Origin of the sequence: Thermomonospora catenispora (assembly GCF_006363815.1) — a bacterium.
GTDB lineage: Bacteria > Actinomycetota > Actinomycetes > Streptosporangiales > Streptosporangiaceae > Thermomonospora > Thermomonospora catenispora.
Genome location: NZ_RRYT01000004.1, coordinates 214,316 through 237,412, shown reverse-complemented (window position 1 = coordinate 237,412; position 23,097 = coordinate 214,316). Strand labels below are relative to the sequence as shown.

Below are 23,097 nucleotides of genomic sequence, written 5' to 3'. Positions count from 1 at the left end.
GCGGACGTCCCCAGGGGGCGGACTCGATGTTGCGGTCAGGTACCGGTCTTGGCGGAGGACTTCTTGCCCGCCGACTTGCCCGCCGACTTGCCTGCCGACGTGCCGCCGGCGGACGCCTTCCTCGTCGTGGCGCGCCGGGCTGCGGTCTTCTTGCCGCCGCCCGCGGCGATCTTCTCCCGCCGTTCGGCCAGCAGCTCGACCGCCCGCTGGAGGGTGATCGCCTCGACGGTGTCGCCCTTGCGCAGGCTGGCGTTGGTCTCCCCGTCGGTGACGTACGGCCCGAACCGGCCCTCCTTCACCACCACCGGCTTGCCGGTGGCGGGGTCCTCGCCCAGCTCACGCAGCGGCGCCGCCGCGGTCCGGCCCCGTCCGCGCTGCTTGGGCTGCGCGAACAGCTCCTTGGCCTGCTCCAGGGTGAGGGTGAACAGCTCCTCCTCCGAGGCCAGCGACCGGCTGTCGGAGCCCTTCTTGACGTACGGGCCGTACCGGCCGTTCTGCACCGTGACCTGCTCACCGTCCAGCTCGCCCAGCACCCGGGGCAGCGACAGCAGCTTGAGCGCGTCCTCCAGCGTGACGGTGTCCAGGCTCATCCCCTTGAGCAGCGACGCGGTGCGCGGCTTGGGGGCGTCCTTCTTGCGGCGCCCGGAGGCGGTGGTGGTCAGCTCCTCCGGCAGGACCTCGGTCACGTACGGGCCGAACCGGCCGGAGCGCGCCACGATCACATGCCCGGTCTCCGGGTCGCGGCCCAGCTCCCGGTCGCCGCTGGGCTGGGCGAACAGCTCCTCGGCCTTCTCGGCGGTCAGCTCGTCCGGAGCCAGGTCGGCGGGGATGTTGACGCGCTCCTCGGTGCCGTCCGGCTTGGTGCGCACCAGGTACGGCCCGTACCGGCCGACCCGCGCGACGATGTCGCTGCCGGGGACCGGGAACGAGCTGATCCCGATGGCGTCGATCTCGCCGAGGTCGGTCACCAGCTCCTTGAGGCCGACATGGCGCTCGCCGTCGCCGTTGGTCTCCCCGAAGTAGAACCGGCGCAGCCACGGCACCCGCTCGGCCTCGCCCCGGGCGATCAGGTCGAGGATGTCCTCCATCTTGGCGGTGAAGTCGTAGTCGACCAGATGCCCGAAGTGCTTCTCCAGCAGGTTGACCACCGCGAACGCCAGGAACGACGGGACCAGCGCCGTGCCCTTTTTGAACACATAGCCGCGGTCCAGGATCGTGCCCATGATCGAGGCGTAGGTGGAGGGCCGGCCGATCTCCCGCTCCTCCAGCTCCTTGACCAGGGTGGCCTCGGTGTAGCGGGCGGGCGGGCGGGTGCTGTGGCCCTGCGCCTGGAGCCGGTCGGCGGTCAGCGGGTCGTCCACCGACAGGTTCGGCAGCCGCCGTTCGCTGTCGTCGGCGTCGCTCTCGGGATCGTCGGCGCCCTCGACGTACGCCTTGAGGAAGCCGTAGAAGGTGATGGTCTTGCCGCTGGCGGCGAACTCGGCCCGCTCCCCGGCGGTGGAGGCGCCGACCACCCGCACCGACACCGACTGGCCGACGGCGTCCTTCATCTGGGAGGCGATGGTCCGCTTCCAGATCAGCTCATACAGCCGGAACTGGTCACCGGTCAGCCCGGTCTCGGCCGGGGTGCGGAAGGTGTCGCCGGCGGGCCGGATCGCCTCGTGCGCCTCCTGGGCGTTCTTGACCTTCGTGGCGTAGGTGCGCGGCTTGTCGGCCACGTACTCGGCCCCGTACAGCGCGGTGGCCTGGGCGCGGGCGGCGGCGATGGCGGTCTCCGACAGGTTGGTGCTGTCGGTCCGCATGTAGGTGATGAAGCCGTTCTCATACAGCCGCTGCGCCACCTGCATCGTGTACTTGGCGGAGAAGCCCAGCTTGCGGCTGGCCTCCTGCTGCAGGGTGGTGGTGCGGAACGGCGCGTACGGCTTGCGGGTGTAGGGCTTGCGCTCCACGGAGGCGACCGTGAACGGCCGCCCCTCCAGCCGCCGCGCCAGGCCGCTCGCCGCCTCCTCGTCCAGGTGCAGCAGGTCGGCGGACTTCAGCTCGCCCCGCGCGGAGAAGTCGCGGCCCTGGGCGACGCGCTTGCCGTCCACGCCGACCAGATGCGCGGTGAACGTCCGCGGCCCGTCCTCGACGGCGCCCTGGACGGCGAAGTCGGCCTCGATGTCCCAGTAGTGGGCGGGGACGAACGCGATCCGCTCCCGTTCCCGCTCGACGACCAGGCGGGTGGCCACCGACTGCACCCGGCCGGCCGACAGCCCCTGCATGATCTTGCGCCACAGCACGGGGCTGACCTCGAACCCGTACAGCCGGTCCAGGATGCGCCGGGTCTCCTGCGCGTCGACCAGCTTGAGGTCCAGATCGCGGGGGTTGGCGGCGGCGTGGCGGATCGCCTCCGGGGTGATCTCGTTGAACACCATCCGGTGCACCGGGACCTTGGGCTGGAGCACCTCGCGCAGATGCCAGGCGATGGCCTCGCCCTCCCGGTCCTCGTCGGTGGCGAGGTAGAGCTCGTCGGCCTCCTGCAGCGCCTTGCGGAGCTTGGCGACCTGGGCCTTCTTGTCGGGGGTGACCTCGTAGTACGGCTCGAAGTCCTTCTCGACGTTCACGCCGAGCTTGGCCCAGGGCTGATGCTTGGCCTCCTCGGGCAGGTCGGCGGGCCGCGGGATGTCGCGAATGTGGCCGATGCTGGACTCCACCACGTATCCGCTGCCCAGGTAACCGGCGATCGTCTTCGCCTTGGCAGGCGACTCGACGATCACCAGACGCGTGCCGGTGCCGCCGGACCCCCTGGCGCGGCCCCGGCCACGCTGTGCTGTGCCGTTCTTGGCTGGCACGATCGCTCCACCCTCACTGTCTTCGTCCGTCATGTGCGAGGACGTTCCGAATGCTTCCCCCCTGGCGGCCAGGCGTCCCCTCGGAGCGCCCATTGTCCTGAGGAGGACAACGTGGAAGGCATCGCAACCTTTCCAGCGGCCCGGCATCCCCGCGAGTTCCCTGCGCCGCGAACCCCAGACAGGATGACACGTCGCAACCGGCGCTGCAGACCGGGCACGTCCGGAATGGGCGAGAACCCGGGCGCTCCCCCTCCTCACCTGGCGTTCCCCCGGTCATAATGGACGGCGATGGCGGAGTACTCCTACCTCGTCCTCCGGCTGCCGCGGGGCACATCTCGGGACGCCGCCCGGCAGCTGATGACCGAGCACGCCGAGTACGGAGGGTGGGAGCTGCACCGGTTGCGCCTGTATCCCGACGGCAGCCGCCGCATCCAGCTCCGCCGCAAGGTCATCCGCCAGGTCCGCACCTTCTGACGGCTTCCGAGGACCATGGTCCCCCGCCGGCGGCGCGCCCGTCGCCGCCGCGATCCGTCCGCGATCAGTCGCCCTGACCCGTCGCCGCGATCCGTCGGCGTCTCGTGGCGCGTTTGGTGGCGCATCCGGGCCGGATGGGCCCGGACGGGCTTTGCCCGCCCCGGTCCGCGCTCCAGGGCGGGCAAAGCGGTCTCATCCGCCGCCGTGCCGCCGAGGCGGCGGGCCCGGTCAGCGGCTCACCGGCGGCTCGACGGCCGGTGGGCGTCCTCGGCTCACGGCCGGCTCACCATCGCCTCACGGTCGTCGCCGGCACCCGTCGGCGTCGTCGGCCGGGACGGACGGGGCGGGGATCTCAACCGGCATGTCCAAAACCATCCGGTAGACCAGGGGCGTCCCGTCGGTCCCGCGGGCGCCCGCCGGGCCGAGGCGGGGCAGGCCGACGCCGGGGGCCACGGCGCCCAGGGGGAACGGCAGGACGCGAGCGGTGCGCTCGGCCCGGTCGCGCATGGGCATGCTCCATCCACGAAGAGGGGGAATTCATCGAAAGACTCCCTCCGCGCTCGGACGTCGATCGGCGGCGTCCACCCGGCCGCGGGCGGGCGGCCCCGCGTCACGTGAGCGTCGGCGCCGGAGGGCGGCGCGCACACCCGCCGACGGCTGCTCCCGGAGAAGGACTCGGGAGGGGAGCCACGCGCTCCCGCCGGGAATGCGGCGGGATGCGTCCGGCCGCCGGAGGGGCGGTGATCAGTCGGGCGCCATGGGCGGCTCGTCCACGTCCGCCTGTGCCGGTGGCGCGTCGGCGCCCGAGGACGGCCACGGCACCGCCCGGAGGACGTGCGGGCCCGGCGTCTGATGCAGGTCCCCGCCGAGGACGTCGCCGGGCGCGCCGACGGACGGCGCGGAGGCGAGGACGAACGCCTCGGCCCGAGGCCGCGGCGAGGGTGCGTCCGTCTGCGCCGGAGGCGGGGCCGGTCGTTTCAGGCGGGGCTCGGCGGCTCCGGTGAAGGAGACCGGACGGCGAGTCTCCCGATCGTCGTCCCGGACGGCGCCGGAGACCTCGCCGGGGGTCCCTCCGGCCGCGGGCCCGGGTGTGGAGACGGCGAGCCGCGACGGCGCGGGAGGGCCGACCCGCGGCGGAGCGGCGGAGGGCCGAGGCTCGGATGCGGATGCGGACTCAGACGGCACCGGCCGGGCCGTCTCCGCCGCGGGTGGGGCGGCGTCTCCCGGGTCGTCGGGGCCGACCGGATCCGGATCGGCGTCCGGGCCGGTGCTTGAGCCGGTGTCCGGGCCGGCCGGCGGTCCGGTGAGACGTTCGAGAAGGCGTTCGGGAATCCGCAGGCCGATCGGCGTCCGGGACGGAACGGGGGCCGGCGGCTCCTGCACGGCGACCATGCCCGGCGGAGGCGACAGGGATGCGCCGTCCACCGGGTGGGGCCCGGTCTCGGCGTGGGCGGTGCCGGACAGGGCGCCGAGCAGCCAGCCGCCGATCACCAGTCCGCCGAGGGCCAGCAGCCGGAGGGCACGGTGGCGCGCAGCCCGAACGCACAGCGACCGGACGGGCACCGTCCGTGCCGACGCCAGACCACGCGCCACCGAAGCCCCCTCGGCATGCTCTCCCCGATAAGGAACGAGGCACCCCGTTCTCTACGCATGGTGACCGTAGCACCACGGACCGCCTCATCTCTCGGAGTTCGCCGCAATTCGTGGGGCGAATCGTTCAGGCGAGGTCCAGGAAGCGATCCAGCACCCGGACACCGAACTGCAATCCGTCCACGGGCACCCTCTCGTCCACTCCGTGGAACATTCCGGAAAAGTCCAGATCCGGCGGCAGCCGCAGCGGAGCGAACCCGAAACAGCGCATCCCCAGCCGGGAGAACGCCTTGGCGTCCGTCCCGCCCGACAGGCAGTACGGCACCGGCAGCGCTCCCGGGTCCTCGGCCCGCAGCGCCTCCTCCATCGCCGCCACCAGGGCGCCTTCGTACTCGGTCTCGATGGCGCGGTCGTGGTAGACGAACTCCCGGGTCACCTCCGGCCCGAGCAGCTCGTCCACGACGGCGAAGAACTCCTCCTCGTGCCCCGGCAGGAACCGCCCGTCGACCTGCGCGGTGGCCTCCTGCGGGATGACGTTCACCTTGTAACCGGCGTCCAGCCGGGTCGGGTTGAGGGTGTTGCGCAGCGTCGCCCCGATCATCCGCGCCAGCGGTCCGAGCTCCGTCAGGCACTTCTCCGGGTCGTCGGGGTCGAACTCCACCCCGTACACCTGGCAGGCCCGCTCCAGGAAGGCCCGCACCGTCGGGGTCAGCCGGACCGGGAACTCGTGCGTCCCCAGCCGCGCCACCGCCGCCGCCACCGCGGTCACCGCGTTGTCCGGGTGCACCATCGACCCGTGCCCGGCGGTCCCGCGGGCGGTCAGCCGCATCCAGGCGATGCCCTTCTCCGCGGCCTCGATCAGGTACATCCGCCGGTCGCCCGGCACGGTCAGGCTGAACCCGCCGACCTCTCCGATCGCCTCGGTGCACCCTTCGAACAGCTCCGGATGCTCGCGCACCAGCCATTGGGCGCCCCAGACGCCCCCGGCCTCCTCGTCGGCCAGGAACGCCACCACCACGTCTCGCGGCGGACGCCGCCCCTGCCGCAGCCGTTCCCGGACGACCGCCAGGATCATGGCGTCCATGTCCTTCATGTCGACGGCGCCGCGCCCCCACACGCACCCGTCGGCGATCTCCCCGCCGAACGGGTCCCGCGTCCAGTCCTCGGCCCGCGCCGGGACCACGTCCAGGTGACCGTGCAGCAGCAGCGCGTCCCGGGACGGATCGGTCCCCTCGATCCGCGCGATCACGCTGGCCCGCTTCGGGTGCGACTCCAGCAGGACGGGCTCCAGCCCCACCTCGCTCAGCTTCTCCGCCACGTACTCGGCCGCGGCCCGCTCCCCCGGCCCGGAGTGGTCCCCCGGATTGCTGGTGTCGATCCGGATCAGCTCCTGGCAGAACCGGACGACCTCCTCCTGTGCACTAAGCGCTTCAATCCCGTCGGACACCGTGCTCCCATCTTCACCGCCGTGACCGTCTACCCAGCCCATCGTGCCCGCTCGATCGACTTCGCCGCGACTCCGGACCTTTGGTATCGTTGGCACGCCGCTGCATACCGTGCAGTGCGACTTGTCCGGGTGGCGGAATAGGCAGACGCGCTAGCTTGAGGTGCTAGTGCCCTTCACGGGGCATGGGGGTTCAAGTCCCCCCTCGGACACTGCAGACGCCCTGAGCCTTCACAGATCACAGGCTCGGGGCGTTTTCGCGTCCGAGCCATCAGGGGTTCCGTGACGCCCCGTCGACGCCTCCGGCCCGGGGGCGTCGTTCGCCGGGCCTCGGCGAACGACGCGGCGGAGGCGTCCGCCGCGCTCCACCGATCGGCCGGCGTCCGGCCGGCGTCGGTCGTTCCTCGTCGGCGTCGCCGTGAGCGGCCCCGTCCCGCGCGGGGAAGGACGGACGCGGTTCCCGGGCCTCCGCCCCTCCCGGGGGCGTCCGACGCCCGGCCTCCCCTCCTCGTGCCGGGCGGACTCAGGGCTCACGGGATGTGGAGGCGGCCTGCGCGGCCTTGCGCAGGCGGTCGCTCAGGTCGCGCAGGACGGGGATCAGTTCCGGGGGGTCGAGCACCTCGAAGTCCAAGCCCTTGGCGGCGACGTGGACGGCGAGTTCCTGCAGCGAATCGGAGCCGACGTGGAACAGGCAACGGTCGGCGTCCACCGCCTCCAGGCGGCCGGCGGCCGGCGAGGTGCGGGGGGCGACCTCTTCCATGGGGGCGTGGAAGAGGATGCGGGCCCGATAGGCGTAGGGGGCGGTGCTGATGGAGTGGGAGACGTAGGCGGCGGTGTCCTCCCGGGGCAGGGGGCGCGGGGTGAAACGGGCGCCGGGAGGGCCGAGGAGCTCTTCGATGCGGTCCACCCGGAAGGTGCGCCAGTCCCGCCGGTCCAGGTCGTAGGCGAGCAGGTACCAGCGGCGCGGGGTGTGGACCAGCCGGTAGGGCTCGACCTCGCGGGTGGTGGAGGCGGTGCGGGAGCGGTAGCGCAGGCGGATGCGGCGGCGATCGCGGCAGGCCGTGGCGAGCGCGGTCAGCCGGTCGGCGTCCACGCCCTCGGCCGCCGCGCCGGTCAGCGGAACGGCCGCGTGGAAGGCGGCCACCCGGTGACGCAGCCGGGACGGCAGCATCTGCTGGACCTTGGTCAGCGCCCGCAGCGCGGCCTCCTCCAGTCCGGTGACGCTGCCGGTCGCGGCGGTGCGCAGGCCGATCGCCACGGCCACCGCCTCCTCGTCGTCCAGCAGCAGCGGCGGCAGGGCCGCCCCGACGCCCAGCCGGTATCCCCCGGCCACCCCCGGCGTGGACTCCACGGGGTAGCCGAGCTCACGCAGCCGGTCGATGTCGCGGCGCACGGTGCGCAGTCCGACCTGCAGGCGCTCGGCCAGTTCGGCGCCGGTCCAGTCGGCCCGTGACTGCAGCAGCGACAGCAGGCGCAACAGCCGCGCCGAGGTCTCCACCATGGTTCTGCATTGTGGTCGCAATCGGTGCCAGAACCTGTCACCGATTGCTCGTAGCGTCGCGGACATGACGAACCCGCACTCTGCCGCGCCGATCGAGCCGTACCGCGTCCACGTCCCGCAGGCCGACCTGGACGACCTGCGCGACCGGCTGCACCGCACCCGCTGGGCCCCGCAGCCGCCCGGCACCGGCTGGGAACGCGGCGTCCCCGCCGACTACCTGCGCGACCTCGCCGGGTACTGGGCCGACGGTTTCGACTGGCGGGCCTAGGAGGCGTCGCTCAACCGCTTCTCGCACTACACCACCGTGCTCGACGGCGCGAACGTGCACTTCGTGCATGTGCGCTCGCCCGAGCCCGACGCCGTGCCGCTGATGCTGCTGCACGGCTGGCCCGGATCGATCGTGGAGTTCTGGGATCTGATCGGTCCGCTCACCGACCCGGTCGCGCACGGCGGCTCCGCCCGTGACGCCTTCCACCTGGTGATCCCGTCCCTGCCCGGCTACGGTTTCTCCGGTCCGCCGCCCGGCACCGGCTGGAACGACACCCGCACCGCGACGGCGCTGACGCGCCTGATGGCCCGTCTGGGGTATGACCGCTACGGCGTGCAGGGCGGTGACGTCGGCGCGTTCATCGCGCCGCTGATGGGCCGCGCCGCGCCGGACCATGTGATCGGGGTGCACGTCAACGGGCTGCTCACCTTCCCCGACGGCGACGCGGAGACCATGGCGGCGCTGACCGACGCCGAGCGCGCGCGGCTGGAGGGGATGCAGCGGTGGCAGCGGGAGCTGGGCGCCTACATGCAGCTGCAGGGCACCCGCCCGCAGACCATCGCGGCCGCGCTGCACGACAGCCCCGTCGGCCAGCTCGCCTGGATCGTGGAGAAGTTCAAGGACTGGACCGATCCGTCCGCCGAGCTCCCCGAGGACGCGGTGGACCGCGACCGCATCCTCACCGACGTGAGCATCTACTGGTTCACCGGCACGGCCGGCTCCGCCGCCCACACCTACTACGAGCGTTTCAACGACCCCGCCATGTGGGCGCCGCGCGAGCGCGGCACGGTGCCGACCGGTGTCGCGGTCTTCCCCACCGACCACTCGGTGCGACCGCTGGCCGAGCGGGTGCACAACGTGGTGCACTGGGCCGAGTACCGGCGCGGCGGGCATTTCGCGGCGCTGGAGGCCCCCGACCTCATGGTCGCCGACATCCGCGCCTTCTTCGGCGGGCTCCGGCCTTGAACCTTGCCGACACGCCGTGTCCACGGGTGGGGACGGGGGCGTCGCGATCAGGGGCGCTGCCGGGACCTGGAAGGTCCCGGCAACGGACGCCCTCGGCGCTCCCGTCCGCAGAGCCCTCGCCGGGCCCGCCGTCGGCCGCTCCGGGCATAGCGCGGTGTGCGGCCATGGCGGGCCCTGAGGATCGGCCCGTGGACCGCGCTCCCCTCCCGCCGAGGGGCCTCATTGCATCTCGGCGACCGGCGGGTGCTCGGAGGAGACTGCGCACCGGTAGATCTGCAGCCGGTAGCCGCGGCCGATGACCGCCTCGGTCGGTCTCCCATGCCGAGACGGGCTGCCGTCCTCCTCGATCGGCCGCCAGCTCCTGGTGCCGCCGTCCCATTAGCTGCTGTCGATGGTGAGCAGCGGCCCCAGCGGAGCACCGCAGCCGCAGTGCAGCTCTCCCGGCTCGGGAGGGCCGCAGAAAGTCCATGGCGCGGGCCATCCGCCGACCTTCCAGCCGGGCGCCGTCGCCACGTCCCCTTCGTAGTTCAGACCCTCCCGCTTCGCCCACAGGCGGACGCGTTCGGCGAGCTCATCGGCCGGCCACAGCAACGGCCCGCCCACCGAGCCGTCGTGCACCGTCGGCGTCCCCGGACGAGGGTGCAGCCGCGTGGCCATACCGGCCAGCTCCGGGGATGCCTCGGCCACGTTCGCCGGCCGCGGCGGTGTCACAGGCCCCGTTCCCACTCCCAGCAGTCCTCGCAACCGACACGACCGGCACAAGACCCCTCGCCGTGCGGGCGCCCCCGCGGGACCGGCGACCGCTTTCACGCCCGCCGGCCGCCCCGTGCCCCTCCGGTCCGGAGATCACCAGGTCATCGATCGGTCGCCGACGACGGCCCGTCCCACTGACAGCGCTCCAGGGCCTCGGCTGCGCTGAAGGCGGTGAATGAGAAGGCCGCCGCCCTCGGTTCCTCACCGCCGGCGTCAGCGCCCTTGACGACCGCCGGCCTCGCTCGCCCGTCCGGCTGTGCGCCTCGGCGAACGCCTCCGTCCCCCCTCGGGGAACGCTCTAATTGCCGGCCGACCGGCACGCGGTCCTGGCGTGATCCGAGCGGACCCCCAGGGCCCTCAACTCGCTCTCGCACCTCCCGGGATCGTGGCCTCGAGCACACGCCTTCGTCACACCAGGCCCGATGATGCAGCCCTCGTACACCAGGCATTTCATGCACGCGGCCTGGTCGGCTTGAGCCGGTGCCCCCGCGGCGAACACCGTGACGGCCGCCGTCACCGCCATGACCGTCGCCGTGGGAAGAGCCGAGGGATCCTGGACATCCGCACCTCTGTGGAGACCCTCCTGTACTCGCCATGCCGCGCCTCATCCGCCACTCCTCGGGGCCTCGGCGAACTCTTGTGCGGCGCGCAACCGTGCCGACATGGACGGACTCGAACCGTTCAGGAGCGCGTCTTGAGGATCGGTCGATCCTGCGAGCAGGGAAGAAGCAGAGCGAAGGCTCCTGAAACCAACATCCCGAGCGGGGCAAGGCCGGGACACCCCGCAATGCATAGAGAGGTTCTTCACGGCCGCGCAGTCGTGCTCGCTCCGGAAAAGCCGGTTCCCCTTCCCTGCACCGAAAGATCGTTCCGCCTGGGCGACCGGCCGGGTCCCGCGGGGCGTCGCCGAGGGCGCCGCGGCGTCCCGGCGGGTGAGAGCGGCCGCCCGGCGTGCGATCCTGGGGATCGGGACCCCGAATTCCCAGGTTGGAGGTGGTCCCCATGAGCGGCACCGGTGCCGGGGTGTGGATCGCGACGGCCGACGGCCGTGACATGGTCAGAGCGGATGCGATCGTCATCGTGCGGCTGGACGGCGACAGGCTGACGGCCCAGCTCCGCGACGAGGCGAGACAGAGCGTGACGCTGATCGACGGGACGGCCGGCAGGCGTCCGCCTTCCGACTTCCACCGCCGGCTGGTCCGGGCGGTGTCCGAGCTGGACGATGTCGGCGGCGCCCGGCTCATCCGGATGGTGTGCGACGACGCCGGCTGGCGGTGGGTGACCGAGCCGCTGTGAGGGGCGGCGGCGCGTGCGATCCGCCTTACAGGAAGAGCGACGGGTCTCCGGTGCCCGTGCGGACGATCTCGGCCTCGCCGCGGGAGAAGTCGACGACCGTGGTCGGCACGGAGCCGCACTCGCCGGAGTCGACCACGGCGTCCACCGCGTGGTCGAGCCTCTCCTTGATCTCCCAGCCCTGGGTCATGGGCTCCTCCTCGCCGGGCAGGATCAGGGTGCTCGACAGCAGCGGCTCTCCGAGCTCGGCCAGCAGCGCCTGCGCGACGGTGTGGTCGGGGATGCGCACCCCGACGGTCTTCTTCTTGGGGTGCAGCAGCCGGCGCGGCACCTCCTTGGTCGCCGGCAGGATGAACGTGTAGCCGCCGGGGGTCGCCGCCTTGATCGAGCGGAACAGCGCGTTGCCGATCTGGACGAACTGTCCGAGCTGGGCGAAGTCCTTGCACACCAGGGTGAAGTGGTGGCCGCTGCCCAGGTCGCGGATCTCCCTGATCCGGTCGATGCCCTTCTTGTTGCCCAGCCGGCATCCGAGCGCGAAACACGAGTCCGTCGGGTACACGATCAGCCCGTCCGCGCGCAGCAGGTCGACCACCTGACGGAGCGCCCGGGGCTGGGGGTCGTCGGGGTGAACGTCGAAGTACTTCGCCATGACTGCAGCCTAGGGGCGGATGCGCTCGCCGACCGTCGATTCGGACATCCGGTCCTTGATCGCCTGACGATGAGGTGCTGTGCCGATGGTCGAGACCGATGATCTTCGCACCTTCGCGGTCGGGGGATCGTAGAACGGCCGGCAAGGGGGAATCACGTGGTCATGGCGGATGGCGAACGACGGTCGCCTGAGGAGTCGGGGGATCATCCGGAGGGTTTCGGCGAGCAGCTGTCGGGCGCGCTGCTGGACCAGGCGCACGACCTGCCGCCGCGGCTGCTCGCGCCGCTGGTCGCCGAGGAGATCGCCAAGATCGGGGGCCGGGACGTCTCCATTCTCCTGCAGGACTACGACCAGCTGACGTTGACGCCGCTGCCGGGCAGCAGGCTGGTGCTCGGGGAGCCCCAGGACATCGACGGCTCCCCGGCGGGCCGGGCCTTTCTGCGGGGGGAGTCCGTCGAGAGCCCGATGGACGACGGCGTCCGGGTGTATCTGCCGCTGCTCAACAGCGGCGACCACGTCGGGGTGCTGGCGTTGACCCTCGACTCCCCCTCCGACGACGACCGGCGGCTGCTGCGGCGGCTGGCCGGTCTGGTCGGCGCTCTGATGGCGGCCAAGAACGGCTACACCGACCTGTTCTCCCGGGTGCGGCGCCGGGAGGCGATGACCGTGGCCGCCGAGATCCAGTGGTCGCTGCTGCCTCCGCTGTCCATGACCGCCGCCCGGGTGGCCGTCGCCGGGATCCTCGAACCCGCCTACGACATCGCCGGGGACAGCTTCGACTACGTCCTCAACGAGAACATCCTGCACCTGGCCGTCATCGACGCGATGGGGCACGGGCTGAACGCCGCCGTGCTGGCCACCGTCGCCATCGGCGCCTACCGGCACGCCCGGCGGACCGACATCGGGCTGGCCGAGCTGTACGCCTACATGGACAAGGCCATCGACCAGCAGTTCGGTCCCGAGCAGTTCGTCACCGCACAGATGTCGCGGCTGGACATCGCCACGGGTCGGCTGGAGTGGGTCAACGCCGGTCATCCCCCGCCGCTTCTGCTGCGCGGCGGAAAGGTGATCCGGCGGCTGGAGGGTCCCGGGACGCTGCCGGTCGGTTTCGGCGGCGCCCAGCCGCAGATCAGCGAGCTGGACCTGCAGCCGGGCGACCGGTTGCTGTTCTTCACCGACGGGCTCGTCGAGGAGCGGTGGGCCGAGGGGGAGCAGTTCGGCGAGGACCGCCTCATCGAGGTCATCGAACGGGTCTCGCCCGGCGGCGCGAACGTGCGGGAGGCGGTGCGGACGTTCTCCCACACCCTCATGCGGGAACGCGGCGGGGTCACCACCGACGACGCGACGCTGCTGCTGGTCGAATGGCGCGGCGGCGACGCCAGCCGCCTCGTCATCCCGGCGGGCTGACCGCCCCCTTCGCGGTCCGGGACGCCGACGCGGCCGAGGGCGTGGTCGGGTCGAGGGTTCGTCTCCTGGTGCGGGGCATGGAAGACGACGGCGACGCGAGGGCCGCCCCCGGCCGGGGGGAGGGACGATGAGCGAGACGAAGAGCGAGCGGACGGCGTCCCGGAACGGGACCGGAGCGTCGGCGTGGCCGCGGCTGCGGACGGCGGAGTGGACCGAGACCCGCGACACGCTGCACATGTGGACCCAGATCGTCGGCAAGATCCGGATGGTCCGCACGCCGCCGCTCAACCACTGGTGGCACGTCACCCTGTACGTCGGCCCGCGCGGGCTGACCACGTCGGCGATCCCGTGCGAGCGCGGGCTCTTTGAGATCGAGTTCGACTTCCTCGACCACCGGCTGCTCATCCGCGTCAGCGACGGGGAGGTCCGCCGGCTGGCGTTGGAGCCGATGCCGGTCGCGCGGTTCTACGCCGAGGTCATGGCCGCGTTGCGGGAGCTGGGGATCCCCACCCGCATCCGGGCCAGGCCCAACGAGGTGGAACGGGCCATTCCCTTCGCCGAGGATCGTCTGCACGCCGCCTACGACCCGGAGGCGGCGCAGGCGTTCTGGCGGCAGCTGGTGCAGGCCCATCGGGTCCTCGGCCGCTTCCGCTCGGGCTTCGTCGGCAAGGTCAGCCCGGTGCACTTCTTCTGGGGTTCGTTCGACCTGGCCTGCACCCGGTTCTCCGGGCGGCCGGCCCCGCCGCATCCCGGCGGCTTCCCCAACTGCCCGGACTGGGTGATGACCGAGAGCTACTCCCACGAGGTGGCCAGCTGCGGTTTTTGGCCCGGAGGCGGGGAGGAGGGCGCGTTCTACGCCTACGCCTACCCTGAGCCGGACGGCTACGCCGCCCGGCCCGCCGGTCCGGCGGCAGCGTTCTACAGCCCGCAGTACCGCCAGTTCCTGCTGCCGTACGAGGCGGTGGCCGACGCAGCGGATCCTGAGCAGACGGTCGCGCGTTTTCTGGACGCCACCTATGCCGCGGCCGCCGATCTGGGCGGCTGGGATCGTGCGGCGCTGGAGAACGGCCCCCGCCGCTGAGGGCGCGTGCCCGGCGGCGGGGGCGGTGGAGGTCGGCCGTGCTCAGACGCCGATCGACTTGGAGATGATGGTCTTGAGGACCTCGCTGGTGCCGCCGTAGATCCGGGTGACGCGGGCGTCGGTGTACAGGCGGGCGATCGGATACTCGAGCATGTAGCCGTAGCCGCCGTGCAGCTGCAGGCACTTGTCGACGACCCGGGCCTGCACCTCGGTGCAGAACAGCTTGGTCATGGCGGCGTCGGCGGGGGTGAGCTCACCGGCGTCCAGGGCCTCGATCGCCCGGTCCACCATCGAACGGGCGGCCTCGACCTCGGTCGCGCACTCGGCGAGCACGAACTTGGTGTTCTGGAACGAGGAGACCGGCTTGCCGAAGACGGTGCGCTCCTGGACGTACTTCTTGGCGAACTCGACGGCGGCCGCGGCCGAGGCGTAGGCGGAGACCGCGATGCCCAGCCGTTCCTCGGCCAGGTTGTGGGTGAGGTATTCGAACCCGCGGCCCTCCTCGCCGAGCAGGTCCTCCACCGGGACGCGCACGTCGTTGAACGACAGCTCGGCGGTGTCGGAGCTGCGCAGCCCGATCTTCTCCAGCTTGCGGCCCACCGAGTAGCCCTCGCTCTTGGTGTCCACCACCAGGATCGACAGGCCCGCGCGGCGGTTCTCCGGGCTCGGCGGGGAGGTGCGCGCCACCACCAGCACCCGGTCGGCGAGCACGCCACCGGTGATGAAGGTCTTGGCGCCGTTGAGGATGTAGTGGTCGCCGTCTCGCTCGGCGGTGGTCTGGATGCCCGCCAGGTCCGAGCCGGTGCCGGGCTCGGTCATCGCGATGGCGAACATCGTCTCGCCGGTGACGAACGGCGGCAGCCAGCGCTTCTTCTGCTCCTCGTTGGCGTACTTGAGCAGGTAGGGGAGCACCAGGTTGACGTGCACGCCGTAGCCGCCGAAGCTCACCGCGGCGCGGGCGCACTCCTCGGAGATGATCGCCTGGTACTTGAAGCTGGTCTCGCCGGCGCCGCCGTACTCCTCGGGCACCTGAATACCGAAGACGCCCAGCTCACCGAGCTTGTAGTAGAAGTCGCGCGGCGGATGACCGGCGGCCTCCCACTCGTGGTAGACGGGGGCGACCTCGGCCTCGATGAAGTCCCTGATGGTCTGCCGGAAGGCCTCGTGGTCCTCGTTGAACAGCGTCCGGCGCACGGCGCGCTCCCTTCCTATGGCTGGGTGCAGGTGTGGCCGGCGGGACACCGACCTCGTCGAACAAAATTCTAGAATATTCTTCTAGGCCTGTTTCCGGCGGCTCCGCATTTCGGAGATGCCGGTTGGGACTTCGACCCCTGAAGAGCCCCAAGACCGGGTCTTCCTCAGGGCATGCGGAACATGGTGGGCGCCGCCCACGCCACAGCGCGTTCGTCGACCACCCGAGGCGCCCTCGCTTCGGCCCGACGGCTTCGCGACCGGTCAGCAGGGGCGGCGATGGGTGTGGTGGCGGACCAAAGGGCCAAGTCGGGAGCGTGCGCGGCCACGATGTCCCGGACCCGCCGCTCGGTCGGCGGCCCCAGCGAGTCGTACAGCTCGGCGAAGACCTGATGGGCGCGGCCACGGGGCCAATCGGCGGGAAGGAGCTCGGCGGGGAGCTCGGGGTCGAGGCCGGGGAAGGGCGGCCAGGCGTACATGAGCTCGGTGCGGACGCGCAACGCGGCGGCGGGGACGGCGCCGTCCCGGACCTGACGGAGGACCGGCTCCCAGGCGGCTATGAAGGCGTCGTAGCGGCTCCTCAGCTCCCCCAGGGGTCCCAGGCGTCGATCGGGTCGATCCCCTGGGGGACGTTCGGCACCGCTTGGGCGGTCATGACGGTGTGGGCGCGGATGCCGAGCTCGCCGAGCAGCTCGACCAGGGCCGCCGCCTTCACGCCGCTCGGCACGCTGCTGCACACACCGGCGGCGCACGCCGCCCCCGGCGGCTCCGGCCCCTGTCCGGCCGACCATGAGACCACCGTCCGCCTGCGGAACCACACCGCCTACCGACCGCAGGTCCTGCCCTCGGGCATCCGGCTGCCGATCGTGACCTGGGGCAACGGCGCATGCCGGGCCGATGGGACGTGGTTCGAGAACATCCTCAAAGAGTTCGCCTCGCACGGCTTCCTGGTGATCGCCAACGGTCGGCCGGGCGGGAGCGGACGGACCGACGCCTCGATGCTGACCGAGGCCATCGACTGGGCCATCAGGGAGAACAGCCGGATCGACGGCAAGTACCGCGGCAAGATCGACACCACCAAGATCGCGATGATGGGCCAGTCCTGCGGTGGTCTGGAAGCCTACGAGGCGTCCGCCGGCCGGCGGGTGACCACCACCGTCCTCTACAACAGCGGCCTGCGGAGCGACGCGGAGAACTGGCGGCTGTCCAGGCTGCACGCCCCGATCGCCTACTTCATCGGCGGTCCTTCGGACATCGCCTACCCGAACGCGATGGACGACTGGCGCCGGCCGCCCGCCGGACTGCCCGCCTTCATGGGCAACCTGGACGTCGGCCACTTCGGGACGTTCAGCGAGCCGAACGGCGGCGAGTTCGGCCGGGTCGGCTCCGCATGGCTGAGGGGGCGGCTCAAGGGCGATACCACCGCCGAGCAGCTGTTCGTCGGGCCGAACTGCGGTCTGTGCTCCACCGAGTGGGACGTCATGCAAAAGAACCCGTCCTGACACCCCAAGGTCCCGGCGCACCGGGGGGAACGGTGGGGCGAGCGCCCCACCGTTTCCTTGTGCCCGCTTGCGGCGAGACGTTCTCCGCAGATCCCTGAAACCGTGACGGTCACGATCTGGGTGTGCAGGGCCGCCCGATCCGCGCCGACCGGTGGGCGGCACAAGCACCGCCCTGCGGCCTCCACCCTGCACCATCCAGGGCGAAACCCCCGCATCCCGCTGCGCCGGGCGGAACGCGGCTCACCGGTGAGGAGGAACCGCCCTAGCCGCCGGACGGACGCCGGCGGCGCACAAGAAGCCGCCCATGCCGATCGCCGTTCCGGCACGACGGCCTGACGAGGAGGCCGCGCGACGGTCGGGTCGCGCGGCCTTCTTCTCCGCCCGGCCGAATGTAGTTCGCTCCGCAGCTTGTCGCGGGGAAACACCGGTCGGAGACGCCTGACAGCCTACTCACCGAAGAGCGCCGATGATGCCGGACCGATCCGTCGCCGACCTCGGTCCCGAGCGGGCGTCGTGTCCCTCGCGGCTCCTTGGGGCAGCGCTTCGCACATAACTATTACCTGCAACTCACTTGCAACAACATCTGGTGATCTCTTACTGTCCTAGACCATGCGCAGCCCTTTGCGAAGTTTGTCGCGTTCTCTGGTGGCACTGGCGGTGGGGCTGGGGGCGCTGACGGCGTGCTCGGCGTCGGATGAGCCGGCCGGTGACTCACTGGTGTTGGCGGACCCCTACGAAGACGACACGCTCAACCCGCTGATGGGGTTCGCCGAGGACGGGATGAGCAAGATCTTCGACGGCCTGGTGACGCACGACGCACAGCGCAAAGTGGTGCCCGCGCTGGCGGCCGAGGCACCAAAGCCGTCGCAAGACGGGCTGACCTGGACGGTGCGGCTGCGCAGCGGGGTGGTCTTCCACGACGGATCGACATTCGGCCCGGAAGACGTGGTGGCCACCTACCGGACGCTGCTGGACCCGGCCGCCGCCTCGCCGCTGGCGTCGTCGTACCAGATGCTCAAGGAAGTGCGGCAGACCGGACCGGACACGGTGGAGTTCCGGCTGCGGCACCAGTACGCACCGTTCCCGCACAAACTCGTGCTGGGGATCGTGCCCTCGGAGAAGCTGACCGGCGGGCCGCTGGAGTCCTCGCCGCTGAACACCCGACCGGTGGGGACCGGGCCGTACCGGCTGGCGGAGTGGCGGCGCGGAGAACGCCTGGTGCTCACCGCGAACGAGCGCTATTGGGGCGGCGCCCCGGCGATCAAGCGCGTCACGGTGCTGTTCGTCCCCGACGACAACACCCGGGCGCAGCGGATGCGGCGCGGCGACTTCGACGGGACGGTGCTGCCGCCCGCGCTCGCCGGGACCTTCGCCCGACGCGACGGGATGACCGTCCACGGTCATGACAGCGCCGACTACCGGGGCGTGATGCTGCCGCAGAAACACCCGGTCACCGGCGACCTGGCGATCCGACGCGCGCTCAACTTCGCCGTCAACCGCGAAGGGATGATCAAGGCACTGCTGGCCGGGCGCGGCACTCCCGCCTACACGCCCGTCCCGCCGGCGCTGCGCGAGTACGCCGACCCCGGCGCCGTCTTCCGGTTCGACCCCGATGAGGCCGCACGGATCCTGGACGCCGGCGGCTGGCGGACCGGACCCGACGGGATCCGCGTCAAGGACGGGCGCCAGGCGCGGTTCACCCTGATGTACCCGGCCGGCGACTCGGTGCGCAAGATGCTGGCCGACGCCTTCGCCAGCGACGCCGGCCGAGTCGGGATCAAGGTCGACCTTGCCGGGCTCGGCTGGGACGCGATCGAGCCCCGGATGGACCGGGACGCGGTGCTGATGGGCGGCGGCACCCCCCTCGACCCGGACCTGGTGGCCCACGGCCTGCTGCACTCCTCCCGGGCGGAGGACGGGTTCAACAACCCCGGCTCCTACCGCGACGAGGTCGTCGATAAGGCTCTGGAACGGGGCCGCGCCAGCCTGGACCCGTCCGAACGCGCCGACGCCTACCGGACGATGCAGCGCCGCCTGATCGAGAATCCGCCGTGGGTGTTCCTGGTCTTCCTGGAACACACCTACGTCATGCGTGACGGATGGTCCGGCTACCAGCCGGTGGTGGACCCGCACGTCCACGGGGTCCTCACCTGGGGTCCCTGGTGGAACCTGGAGAAGTGGCGCCGATGAGGCTCCGGGCGCTGCGGCGGATGGCGCTGGTCCGGCTGGCGGTGGCGGTGCCGCTGCTGCTGGCGGTGTCGGCGGTGGTGTTCCTGCTGGGGGCGGCGTCCCCGTTCGACCCGATCTACCAGTACTACGGCACCCGGATCTTCACCGCCGCCGAGGCCGACGTCGCCCGCACCCGGGAGGCGCTGGGGCTGGATGAGCCGGTCTGGCGACAGTACCTGGACTGGCTGCACGGCGCGATCACCGGGGACTGGGGCATCAGCCGCACCTTCGGCCAGCCGGTCGCGGAGGTGGTGGCGCAGCGGCTGCCGTGGACGCTGCTGCTGGCCGGCGCCGGCCTTGCGCTGGCCGTCCTCATCGCCCTCGCCCTGGGGATCATCACAGCATGGCGGCCGGGCGGCTGGGTGGACCGCGCCGTCGTCGCCGTGGCGCACTCGCTGGAGGGTCTGCCGACGTTCCTGCTGGGGCTGGGGGCGATCGCGGCGTTCGCGGTGGCGCTGCCGCTGCTGCCCGCCGGCGGAGTGTCCGACGGCACCGGCCAGGGCGGTGTCGCCGCCACGCTGCGGCATCTGGCGTTGCCCGCGCTCGTGCTGGCGGTCGCCCAGCTGCCGTGGCTGATCCTCACCCTGCGGCAGCAGCTGCTGGTCTCCCTCGCCGACGACCATGTGACCGCGGCGCGCGCCCGTGGCCTGCCCGAACGCACGGTGGTGCTGCGACACGGCCTGCCGGTGGCGCTGCTGCCGTTCGTGACGACCGTGGGCACCCGCCTGCCGGAGCTGGTCACCGGGGTGGTCCTGGTGGAGGAGGTGTTCTCCTGGCCGGGGGTCGCCGAGGCGATGGTGAAGGCCGGGTTGAGCGTCGACTATCCGCTGCTGGTCGCCCTCACCCTGCTGGCGACCGCCGCGGTCCTGGCCGGAAACCTGCTCGCCGACATGGCGGTGGTGCTGCTCGACCCGAGGACGGTGCGGAGATGACGACCGACGCATGGCGGGCCGCCGGGCGGCGGCCCGGCGGCGCGGGCGGAACCGGCGCCATGGTGCCCGCCAAGGTCCGGCTGGGCGCGGCGATGGGCGTCTTGGTGACGGTGGTCGCCGCGGTCATCGTGCTGCCGATGGTCGCCGCGGACACCGACCCGGGTGCGGTCGACTACGACACGGTGCTGTTGCCTCCGGGGCCGGGCCATCTGTTCGGCACCGACGACGGGGGCCGGGACGTGTTGATACGGGTCGCGCTCGGCGCCCGGGTCTCGCTGGTGGTGGCGGTGGTCTGCGCGCTGGTGGCGACCGTGCTCGGCACCCTGGTCGGCGCGGTCGCGGGCGCCGCCGGAGGGCTGGTGGACGCCGTGGCGATGCGGCTGGTGGACGGCGTCAACGCGGTGCCGCACCTGCTGCTGGGCATTTTGATCGTGGCGCTGTACCGGGGGTCGCTGCTTGCGGTGATCGCCTCGATCGCGCTGACCCACTGGACCACGGTGGCCCGGATCGCCCGGGCGCAGGTGCTGTCGCTGCGGACCCGCCCCTATGTGGACGCGGCGATCTCCGGCGGGGCGTCCCGGTGGACGGTACTGACCCGGCACCTGCTGCCCGCCGTGCTGCCGCAGTCGGCATTGGCCGCGACGCTGCTGCTGCCGCACGCGGTGTGGCACGAGACGGCGTTGAGCTTCCTGGGGCTGGGCATGCCGCCGCATCTGCCGAGCCTGGGCACGATGGTCTCCGACAGCCGGGACGACGTGCTGCTGGGCGCCTGGTGGACGATCGCCGCGCCGGCCGGAGTACTGGTGGCGGTGACGCTGGCGGTGGCGGGCCTGGCGGGCTGGTGGCGGGACCGGCTGGTCCCCCGGCGACGTTCGGAGTTGGTGCTGTGACCGCGGTGCTGAGCGTGCAGAACCTGTCGGTGCGGTTCCGGCTGCGGGACGCGATCGTGCAGGCGGTCACCGACGTGTCGTTCGAGCTGGCGCCGGGACGGCTGCTGGCGCTGGTCGGGGAGAGCGGCTGCGGTAAGAGCGTGCTGGCCGCCGCGCTGCTGGGGTTGCTGCCGGGCAATGCCGAGGTCCGCGGGCGGGTGCTGCTGGGCGAGGAGGACCTGTCGGCGGCGGATGAACGGACCCTGGCCCGGCGGGTGCGGGGCCGCCGGGTGGCGCTGGTGCCGCAGTCCGCCGCCACCGCGCTGACCCCGGTGCGCACCGCCCGCAGCCAGCTTGTGGAGACCCTCAAGACGCTCCGCCCGGACGTTCGCGACCTGGACGCCGAGGCGGACCGGCTGGCCGAGCGGGTCGGGCTGCCGCCCGCCGACCTGGACCGGTATCCGCACGAGCTGTCCGGGGGGATGGCGCAGCGGGTCGTGCTGGCCCTCGCCCTGGCCGGTGACCCACAGGTGGTGCTGGCCGACGAGCCCACCACCGGGCTGGACCGGCCGTTGGTCGATCGGACCGTCGACGCGCTGCGCGAACTCGCCGACGACGGGCGGGCGGTGCTGCTCATCACCCACGACCTGGCCGCCGCCGAACGGGTCGCCACCGACGTCGCGGTCATGTACGCCTCCCGGATCGTCGAGCACGGCCCGGCCGAAGAGGTGTTCACCGACCCGTGGCACCCCTACACCCGCGGCCTGCTGGAGGCGACCCCCGCCCGGGGCTTCCGGCCGCTGCCCGGCCACCCGCCGGACCTGTCGGCGCTGCCGGAGGGCTGTGCGTTCCGGCCCCGCTGCCCGCGACGCGACACCTGCACCGACGATCCCGCCCCCCGCCGGGTGGCGGGACGCATGCTGGCCTGCGCACATCCCGCCACCGAGGAGGTCTCGTGCTGAGCGCCACCGGCCTGGTCGCCGGATACGGCAAGGATCGCCCCGTCCTGAACGGGGTGTCGCTGACGTTGGAGCCCGGCCGCACGATCGGGGTGCTGGGGCCGAGCGGCTGCGGCAAGTCCACGCTGATCCGCGTGCTGGCGTTGCTGCACAAACCCGACGCCGGGCAGATCCATCTGGACGGGGAGCCGGTGCGGCGGTTCCGGTATGCGGCGCCGGCCGAGCTGCGCCGGCGGATCGGGGTGGTGTTCCAACATCCGCGGGCGTCCGTCGACCCCCGGCACACGCTGCGGCGGATCGTGGCGGCCCATCTGCCCGCCGGGGCCGCGCCCGAGGAGACCGACCGGCTGGCCGAGCAGGTCGGGCTGACCCCGGACCTGCTGCGCCGCCGCCCGCACGAGGTCAGCGACGGCCAGCTGCAACGCGCCTGCCTCGCCCGCGCTCTCGGCTCCGGTCCCCGCTACCTGTTGTGCGACGAGATGACGGCGATGCTGGACGCCTCCAGCGCCGCCGCGCTGGTCCATCTGATCCGCACCCGGCGGGATCTGGGAGTCCTCATGGTCAGCCATGACGCCGACCTGCTGGACGCCTGCTGCGACCAGACGCTGCGCTGGCACGAGCTCACCTCGACGCCGTCCGAGGCCGTCTCCCACGGCCGGAATCGGGCACCCGTCGCAGGCATGTTCCGGGAGTGAGGGGTAGGTACACTCCGTGACCTTCACCAAGGCGGACGGGATGTGAGGACGGTGCTGAGCGAGTGGGCGCAGCTGGACATCAGCACACAGGCCGAAAGGGACGGCTGGACGATCGTCCGCGTCGCAGGTGAACTGGACCTGGCGACCGCTCCTCGGCTGGAGAAGCACATCACCACTCTGCTGCTGGCCCACCCCGTGCGCCGGCTGATCCTGGAGATGGCCGACCTGCAGTTCTGCGACTCCAGCGGACTGGGCGTCCTGGTGGCCATGCACCGCCGGCTGGACGCCGGCGGCGGCCGCCTGGTCCTGACGGGTCTGCACGGCCAGCCTTTGTGTCTGCTGACCCGTACCGGGCTGGCGGGCCGCCTCAACGTGCGGCCGGCCGCGGCGAAGCAGGCCGCCGGCTGACCCGTCCGCCTCCGGCGCGGCCGCCCTCGCACCTCCCGCCCCTGCCTCTCCC

20 protein-coding genes, 1 tRNA gene and 1 pseudogene are annotated in these 23,097 nt (G+C 72.2%); 13 read left to right on the top strand and 9 right to left on the bottom strand.

Features of this window, described 5'->3' with window-relative positions; all coding sequences use genetic code 11:
- Window positions 1–35: 35 nt before the first annotated feature.
- On the bottom strand, window positions 36–2,834 hold the full coding sequence (gene topA / locus EIO00_RS05625) for a type I DNA topoisomerase (RefSeq protein WP_422100027.1): 2,799 nt from the start codon (window positions 2,832–2,834) through the stop codon (window positions 36–38).
- Between the two features lie 288 nt (window positions 2,835–3,122).
- On the opposite strand from topA, the gene EIO00_RS05620 reads away from it, so the two are divergent.
- The gene (locus tag EIO00_RS05620; protein WP_140175842.1) at window positions 3,123–3,308 is read left to right on the top strand and encodes a DUF5703 family protein; all 186 of its coding nucleotides are present in this window, start codon (window positions 3,123–3,125) and stop codon (window positions 3,306–3,308) included.
- A 294-nt stretch (window positions 3,309–3,602) separates the two neighbouring features.
- Here the strand turns inward: EIO00_RS05620 and EIO00_RS05615 are convergent, their stop codons facing one another.
- The gene (locus tag EIO00_RS05615; RefSeq protein WP_140175840.1) at window positions 3,603–3,821 is read right to left on the bottom strand and encodes a hypothetical protein; all 219 of its coding nucleotides are present in this window, start codon (window positions 3,819–3,821) and stop codon (window positions 3,603–3,605) included.
- A 1,204-nt stretch (window positions 3,822–5,025) separates the two neighbouring features.
- Entirely contained in the window at window positions 5,026–6,345 is a 1,320-nt protein-coding gene (locus tag EIO00_RS05610; protein WP_241661133.1) for a M20/M25/M40 family metallo-hydrolase, read from the bottom strand.
- 123 nt (window positions 6,346–6,468) lie between these two features.
- Here EIO00_RS05610 and EIO00_RS05605 point away from each other — a divergent pair.
- Window positions 6,469–6,554 (top strand) — tRNA-Leu (locus tag EIO00_RS05605).
- Window positions 6,555–6,865: 311 nt separating this feature from the next.
- Here EIO00_RS05605 and EIO00_RS05600 read toward each other — a convergent pair.
- Window positions 6,866–7,843: a helix-turn-helix transcriptional regulator gene (locus tag EIO00_RS05600; protein ID WP_140175836.1), complete on the bottom strand. Its 978-nt coding sequence runs from the start codon at window positions 7,841–7,843 to the stop codon at window positions 6,866–6,868.
- Window positions 7,844–7,907: 64 nt separating this feature from the next.
- On the opposite strand from EIO00_RS05600, the pseudogene EIO00_RS05595 reads away from it, so the two are divergent.
- Window positions 7,908–9,077: pseudogene (locus tag EIO00_RS05595) on the top strand (epoxide hydrolase family protein).
- Between the two features lie 378 nt (window positions 9,078–9,455).
- Here the strand turns inward: EIO00_RS05595 and EIO00_RS24750 are convergent.
- Window positions 9,456–9,734, bottom strand: coding sequence for a hypothetical protein (locus tag EIO00_RS24750; RefSeq protein ID WP_206664047.1), 279 nt, complete (start codon window positions 9,732–9,734; stop codon window positions 9,456–9,458).
- Window positions 9,735–10,832: 1,098 nt separating this feature from the next.
- Between EIO00_RS24750 and EIO00_RS05585 the strand changes: the two genes are divergently transcribed.
- Window positions 10,833–11,126, top strand: a complete 294-nt coding sequence (locus EIO00_RS05585; protein WP_140175834.1) for a hypothetical protein — start codon at window positions 10,833–10,835, stop codon at window positions 11,124–11,126.
- Window positions 11,127–11,151: 25 nt separating this feature from the next.
- Here EIO00_RS05585 and EIO00_RS05580 read toward each other — a convergent pair whose 3' ends face one another.
- The gene (locus EIO00_RS05580; RefSeq protein ID WP_140175832.1) at window positions 11,152–11,772 is read right to left on the bottom strand and encodes an L-threonylcarbamoyladenylate synthase; all 621 of its coding nucleotides are present in this window, start codon (window positions 11,770–11,772) and stop codon (window positions 11,152–11,154) included.
- A 162-nt stretch (window positions 11,773–11,934) separates the two neighbouring features.
- Here EIO00_RS05580 and EIO00_RS05575 point away from each other — a divergent pair, with 162 nt between their 5' ends.
- Window positions 11,935–13,179: a PP2C family protein-serine/threonine phosphatase gene (locus EIO00_RS05575; RefSeq protein ID WP_140175906.1), complete on the top strand. Its 1,245-nt coding sequence runs from the start codon at window positions 11,935–11,937 to the stop codon at window positions 13,177–13,179.
- A 127-nt stretch (window positions 13,180–13,306) separates the two neighbouring features.
- Window positions 13,307–14,260 (top strand): DUF5996 family protein, encoded by a 954-nt coding sequence (locus tag EIO00_RS05570; protein ID WP_140175831.1) that lies wholly within the window; start codon window positions 13,307–13,309, stop codon window positions 14,258–14,260.
- Window positions 14,261–14,302: 42 nt separating this feature from the next.
- Here EIO00_RS05570 and EIO00_RS05565 read toward each other — a convergent pair whose 3' ends face one another.
- The 3 genes from EIO00_RS05565 to EIO00_RS25045 form a co-directional block, all read right to left on the bottom strand.
- A complete protein-coding gene (locus tag EIO00_RS05565) occupies window positions 14,303–15,454 on the bottom strand; it encodes an acyl-CoA dehydrogenase family protein (protein ID WP_140175830.1) in 1,152 nt (383 codons plus the stop codon).
- A gap of 164 nt (window positions 15,455–15,618) precedes the next feature.
- Window positions 15,619–16,011: a PaaX family transcriptional regulator C-terminal domain-containing protein gene (locus EIO00_RS05560; RefSeq protein WP_241661141.1), complete on the bottom strand. Its 393-nt coding sequence runs from the start codon at window positions 16,009–16,011 to the stop codon at window positions 15,619–15,621.
- 20 nt (window positions 16,012–16,031) lie between these two features.
- Window positions 16,032–16,178: a hypothetical protein gene (locus tag EIO00_RS25045; protein WP_241661144.1), complete on the bottom strand. Its 147-nt coding sequence runs from the start codon at window positions 16,176–16,178 to the stop codon at window positions 16,032–16,034.
- 139 nt (window positions 16,179–16,317) lie between these two features.
- Here EIO00_RS25045 and EIO00_RS05555 point away from each other — a divergent pair, with 139 nt between their 5' ends.
- The 7 genes from EIO00_RS05555 to EIO00_RS05530 all read left to right on the top strand — a co-directional run bounded on the left by EIO00_RS05555 (window position 16,318) and on the right by EIO00_RS05530 (window position 23,045).
- Window positions 16,318–16,953: an alpha/beta hydrolase gene (locus tag EIO00_RS05555; protein WP_422100028.1), complete on the top strand. Its 636-nt coding sequence runs from the start codon at window positions 16,318–16,320 to the stop codon at window positions 16,951–16,953.
- A gap of 645 nt (window positions 16,954–17,598) precedes the next feature.
- Window positions 17,599–19,143: an ABC transporter substrate-binding protein gene (locus EIO00_RS05550; RefSeq protein ID WP_206664046.1), complete on the top strand. Its 1,545-nt coding sequence runs from the start codon at window positions 17,599–17,601 to the stop codon at window positions 19,141–19,143.
- Complete coding sequence (locus EIO00_RS05545; protein ID WP_206664045.1) at window positions 19,140–20,114, top strand: ABC transporter permease; 975 nt, start codon at window positions 19,140–19,142, stop codon at window positions 20,112–20,114. Before EIO00_RS05550 ends, EIO00_RS05545 begins: the two co-directional genes overlap by 4 nt.
- Complete coding sequence (locus EIO00_RS24745; RefSeq protein ID WP_206664044.1) at window positions 20,111–21,004, top strand: ABC transporter permease; 894 nt, start codon at window positions 20,111–20,113, stop codon at window positions 21,002–21,004. Before EIO00_RS05545 ends, EIO00_RS24745 begins: the two co-directional genes overlap by 4 nt.
- Window positions 21,001–21,945 carry an ABC transporter ATP-binding protein gene (locus tag EIO00_RS24740; RefSeq protein WP_241661132.1) on the top strand — a complete coding sequence of 315 codons (945 nt, stop codon included), beginning with the start codon at window positions 21,001–21,003 and terminating at the stop codon, window positions 21,943–21,945. Before EIO00_RS24745 ends, EIO00_RS24740 begins: the two co-directional genes overlap by 4 nt.
- Entirely contained in the window at window positions 21,939–22,637 is a 699-nt protein-coding gene (locus EIO00_RS05535) for an ABC transporter ATP-binding protein (protein ID WP_140175827.1), read from the top strand. The genes EIO00_RS24740 and EIO00_RS05535 overlap by 7 nt, the downstream gene beginning before the upstream one ends.
- Window positions 22,638–22,679: 42 nt before the next feature.
- Window positions 22,680–23,045, top strand: coding sequence for an STAS domain-containing protein (locus tag EIO00_RS05530; protein WP_140175826.1), 366 nt, complete (start codon window positions 22,680–22,682; stop codon window positions 23,043–23,045).
- The last annotated feature ends 52 nt before the right edge of the window (window positions 23,046–23,097 follow it).

Bases quoted from the DNA above. Each gene is read 5' to 3' on its own strand.
- EIO00_RS05620 (WP_140175842.1), top strand. From the start codon at position 3,123: ATGGCGGAGTACTCCTACCTCGTCCTCCGGCTGCCGCGGGGCACATCT.
- EIO00_RS05615 (WP_140175840.1), bottom strand. From the start codon at position 3,821: ATGCCCATGCGCGACCGGGCCGAGCGCACCGCTCGCGTCCTGCCGTTC.
- EIO00_RS05600 (WP_140175836.1), bottom strand. From the start codon at position 7,843: ATGGTGGAGACCTCGGCGCGGCTGTTGCGCCTGCTGTCGCTGCTGCAG.
- EIO00_RS24750 (WP_206664047.1), bottom strand. From the start codon at position 9,734: ATGGCCACGCGGCTGCACCCTCGTCCGGGGACGCCGACGGTGCACGAC.
- EIO00_RS05585 (WP_140175834.1), top strand. From the start codon at position 10,833: ATGAGCGGCACCGGTGCCGGGGTGTGGATCGCGACGGCCGACGGCCGT.
- EIO00_RS05580 (WP_140175832.1), bottom strand. From the start codon at position 11,772: ATGGCGAAGTACTTCGACGTTCACCCCGACGACCCCCAGCCCCGGGCG.
- EIO00_RS05575 (WP_140175906.1), top strand. From the start codon at position 11,935: ATGGCGGATGGCGAACGACGGTCGCCTGAGGAGTCGGGGGATCATCCG.
- EIO00_RS05570 (WP_140175831.1), top strand. From the start codon at position 13,307: ATGAGCGAGACGAAGAGCGAGCGGACGGCGTCCCGGAACGGGACCGGA.
- EIO00_RS05545 (WP_206664045.1), top strand. From the start codon at position 19,140: ATGAGGCTCCGGGCGCTGCGGCGGATGGCGCTGGTCCGGCTGGCGGTG.
- EIO00_RS24745 (WP_206664044.1), top strand. From the start codon at position 20,111: ATGACGACCGACGCATGGCGGGCCGCCGGGCGGCGGCCCGGCGGCGCG.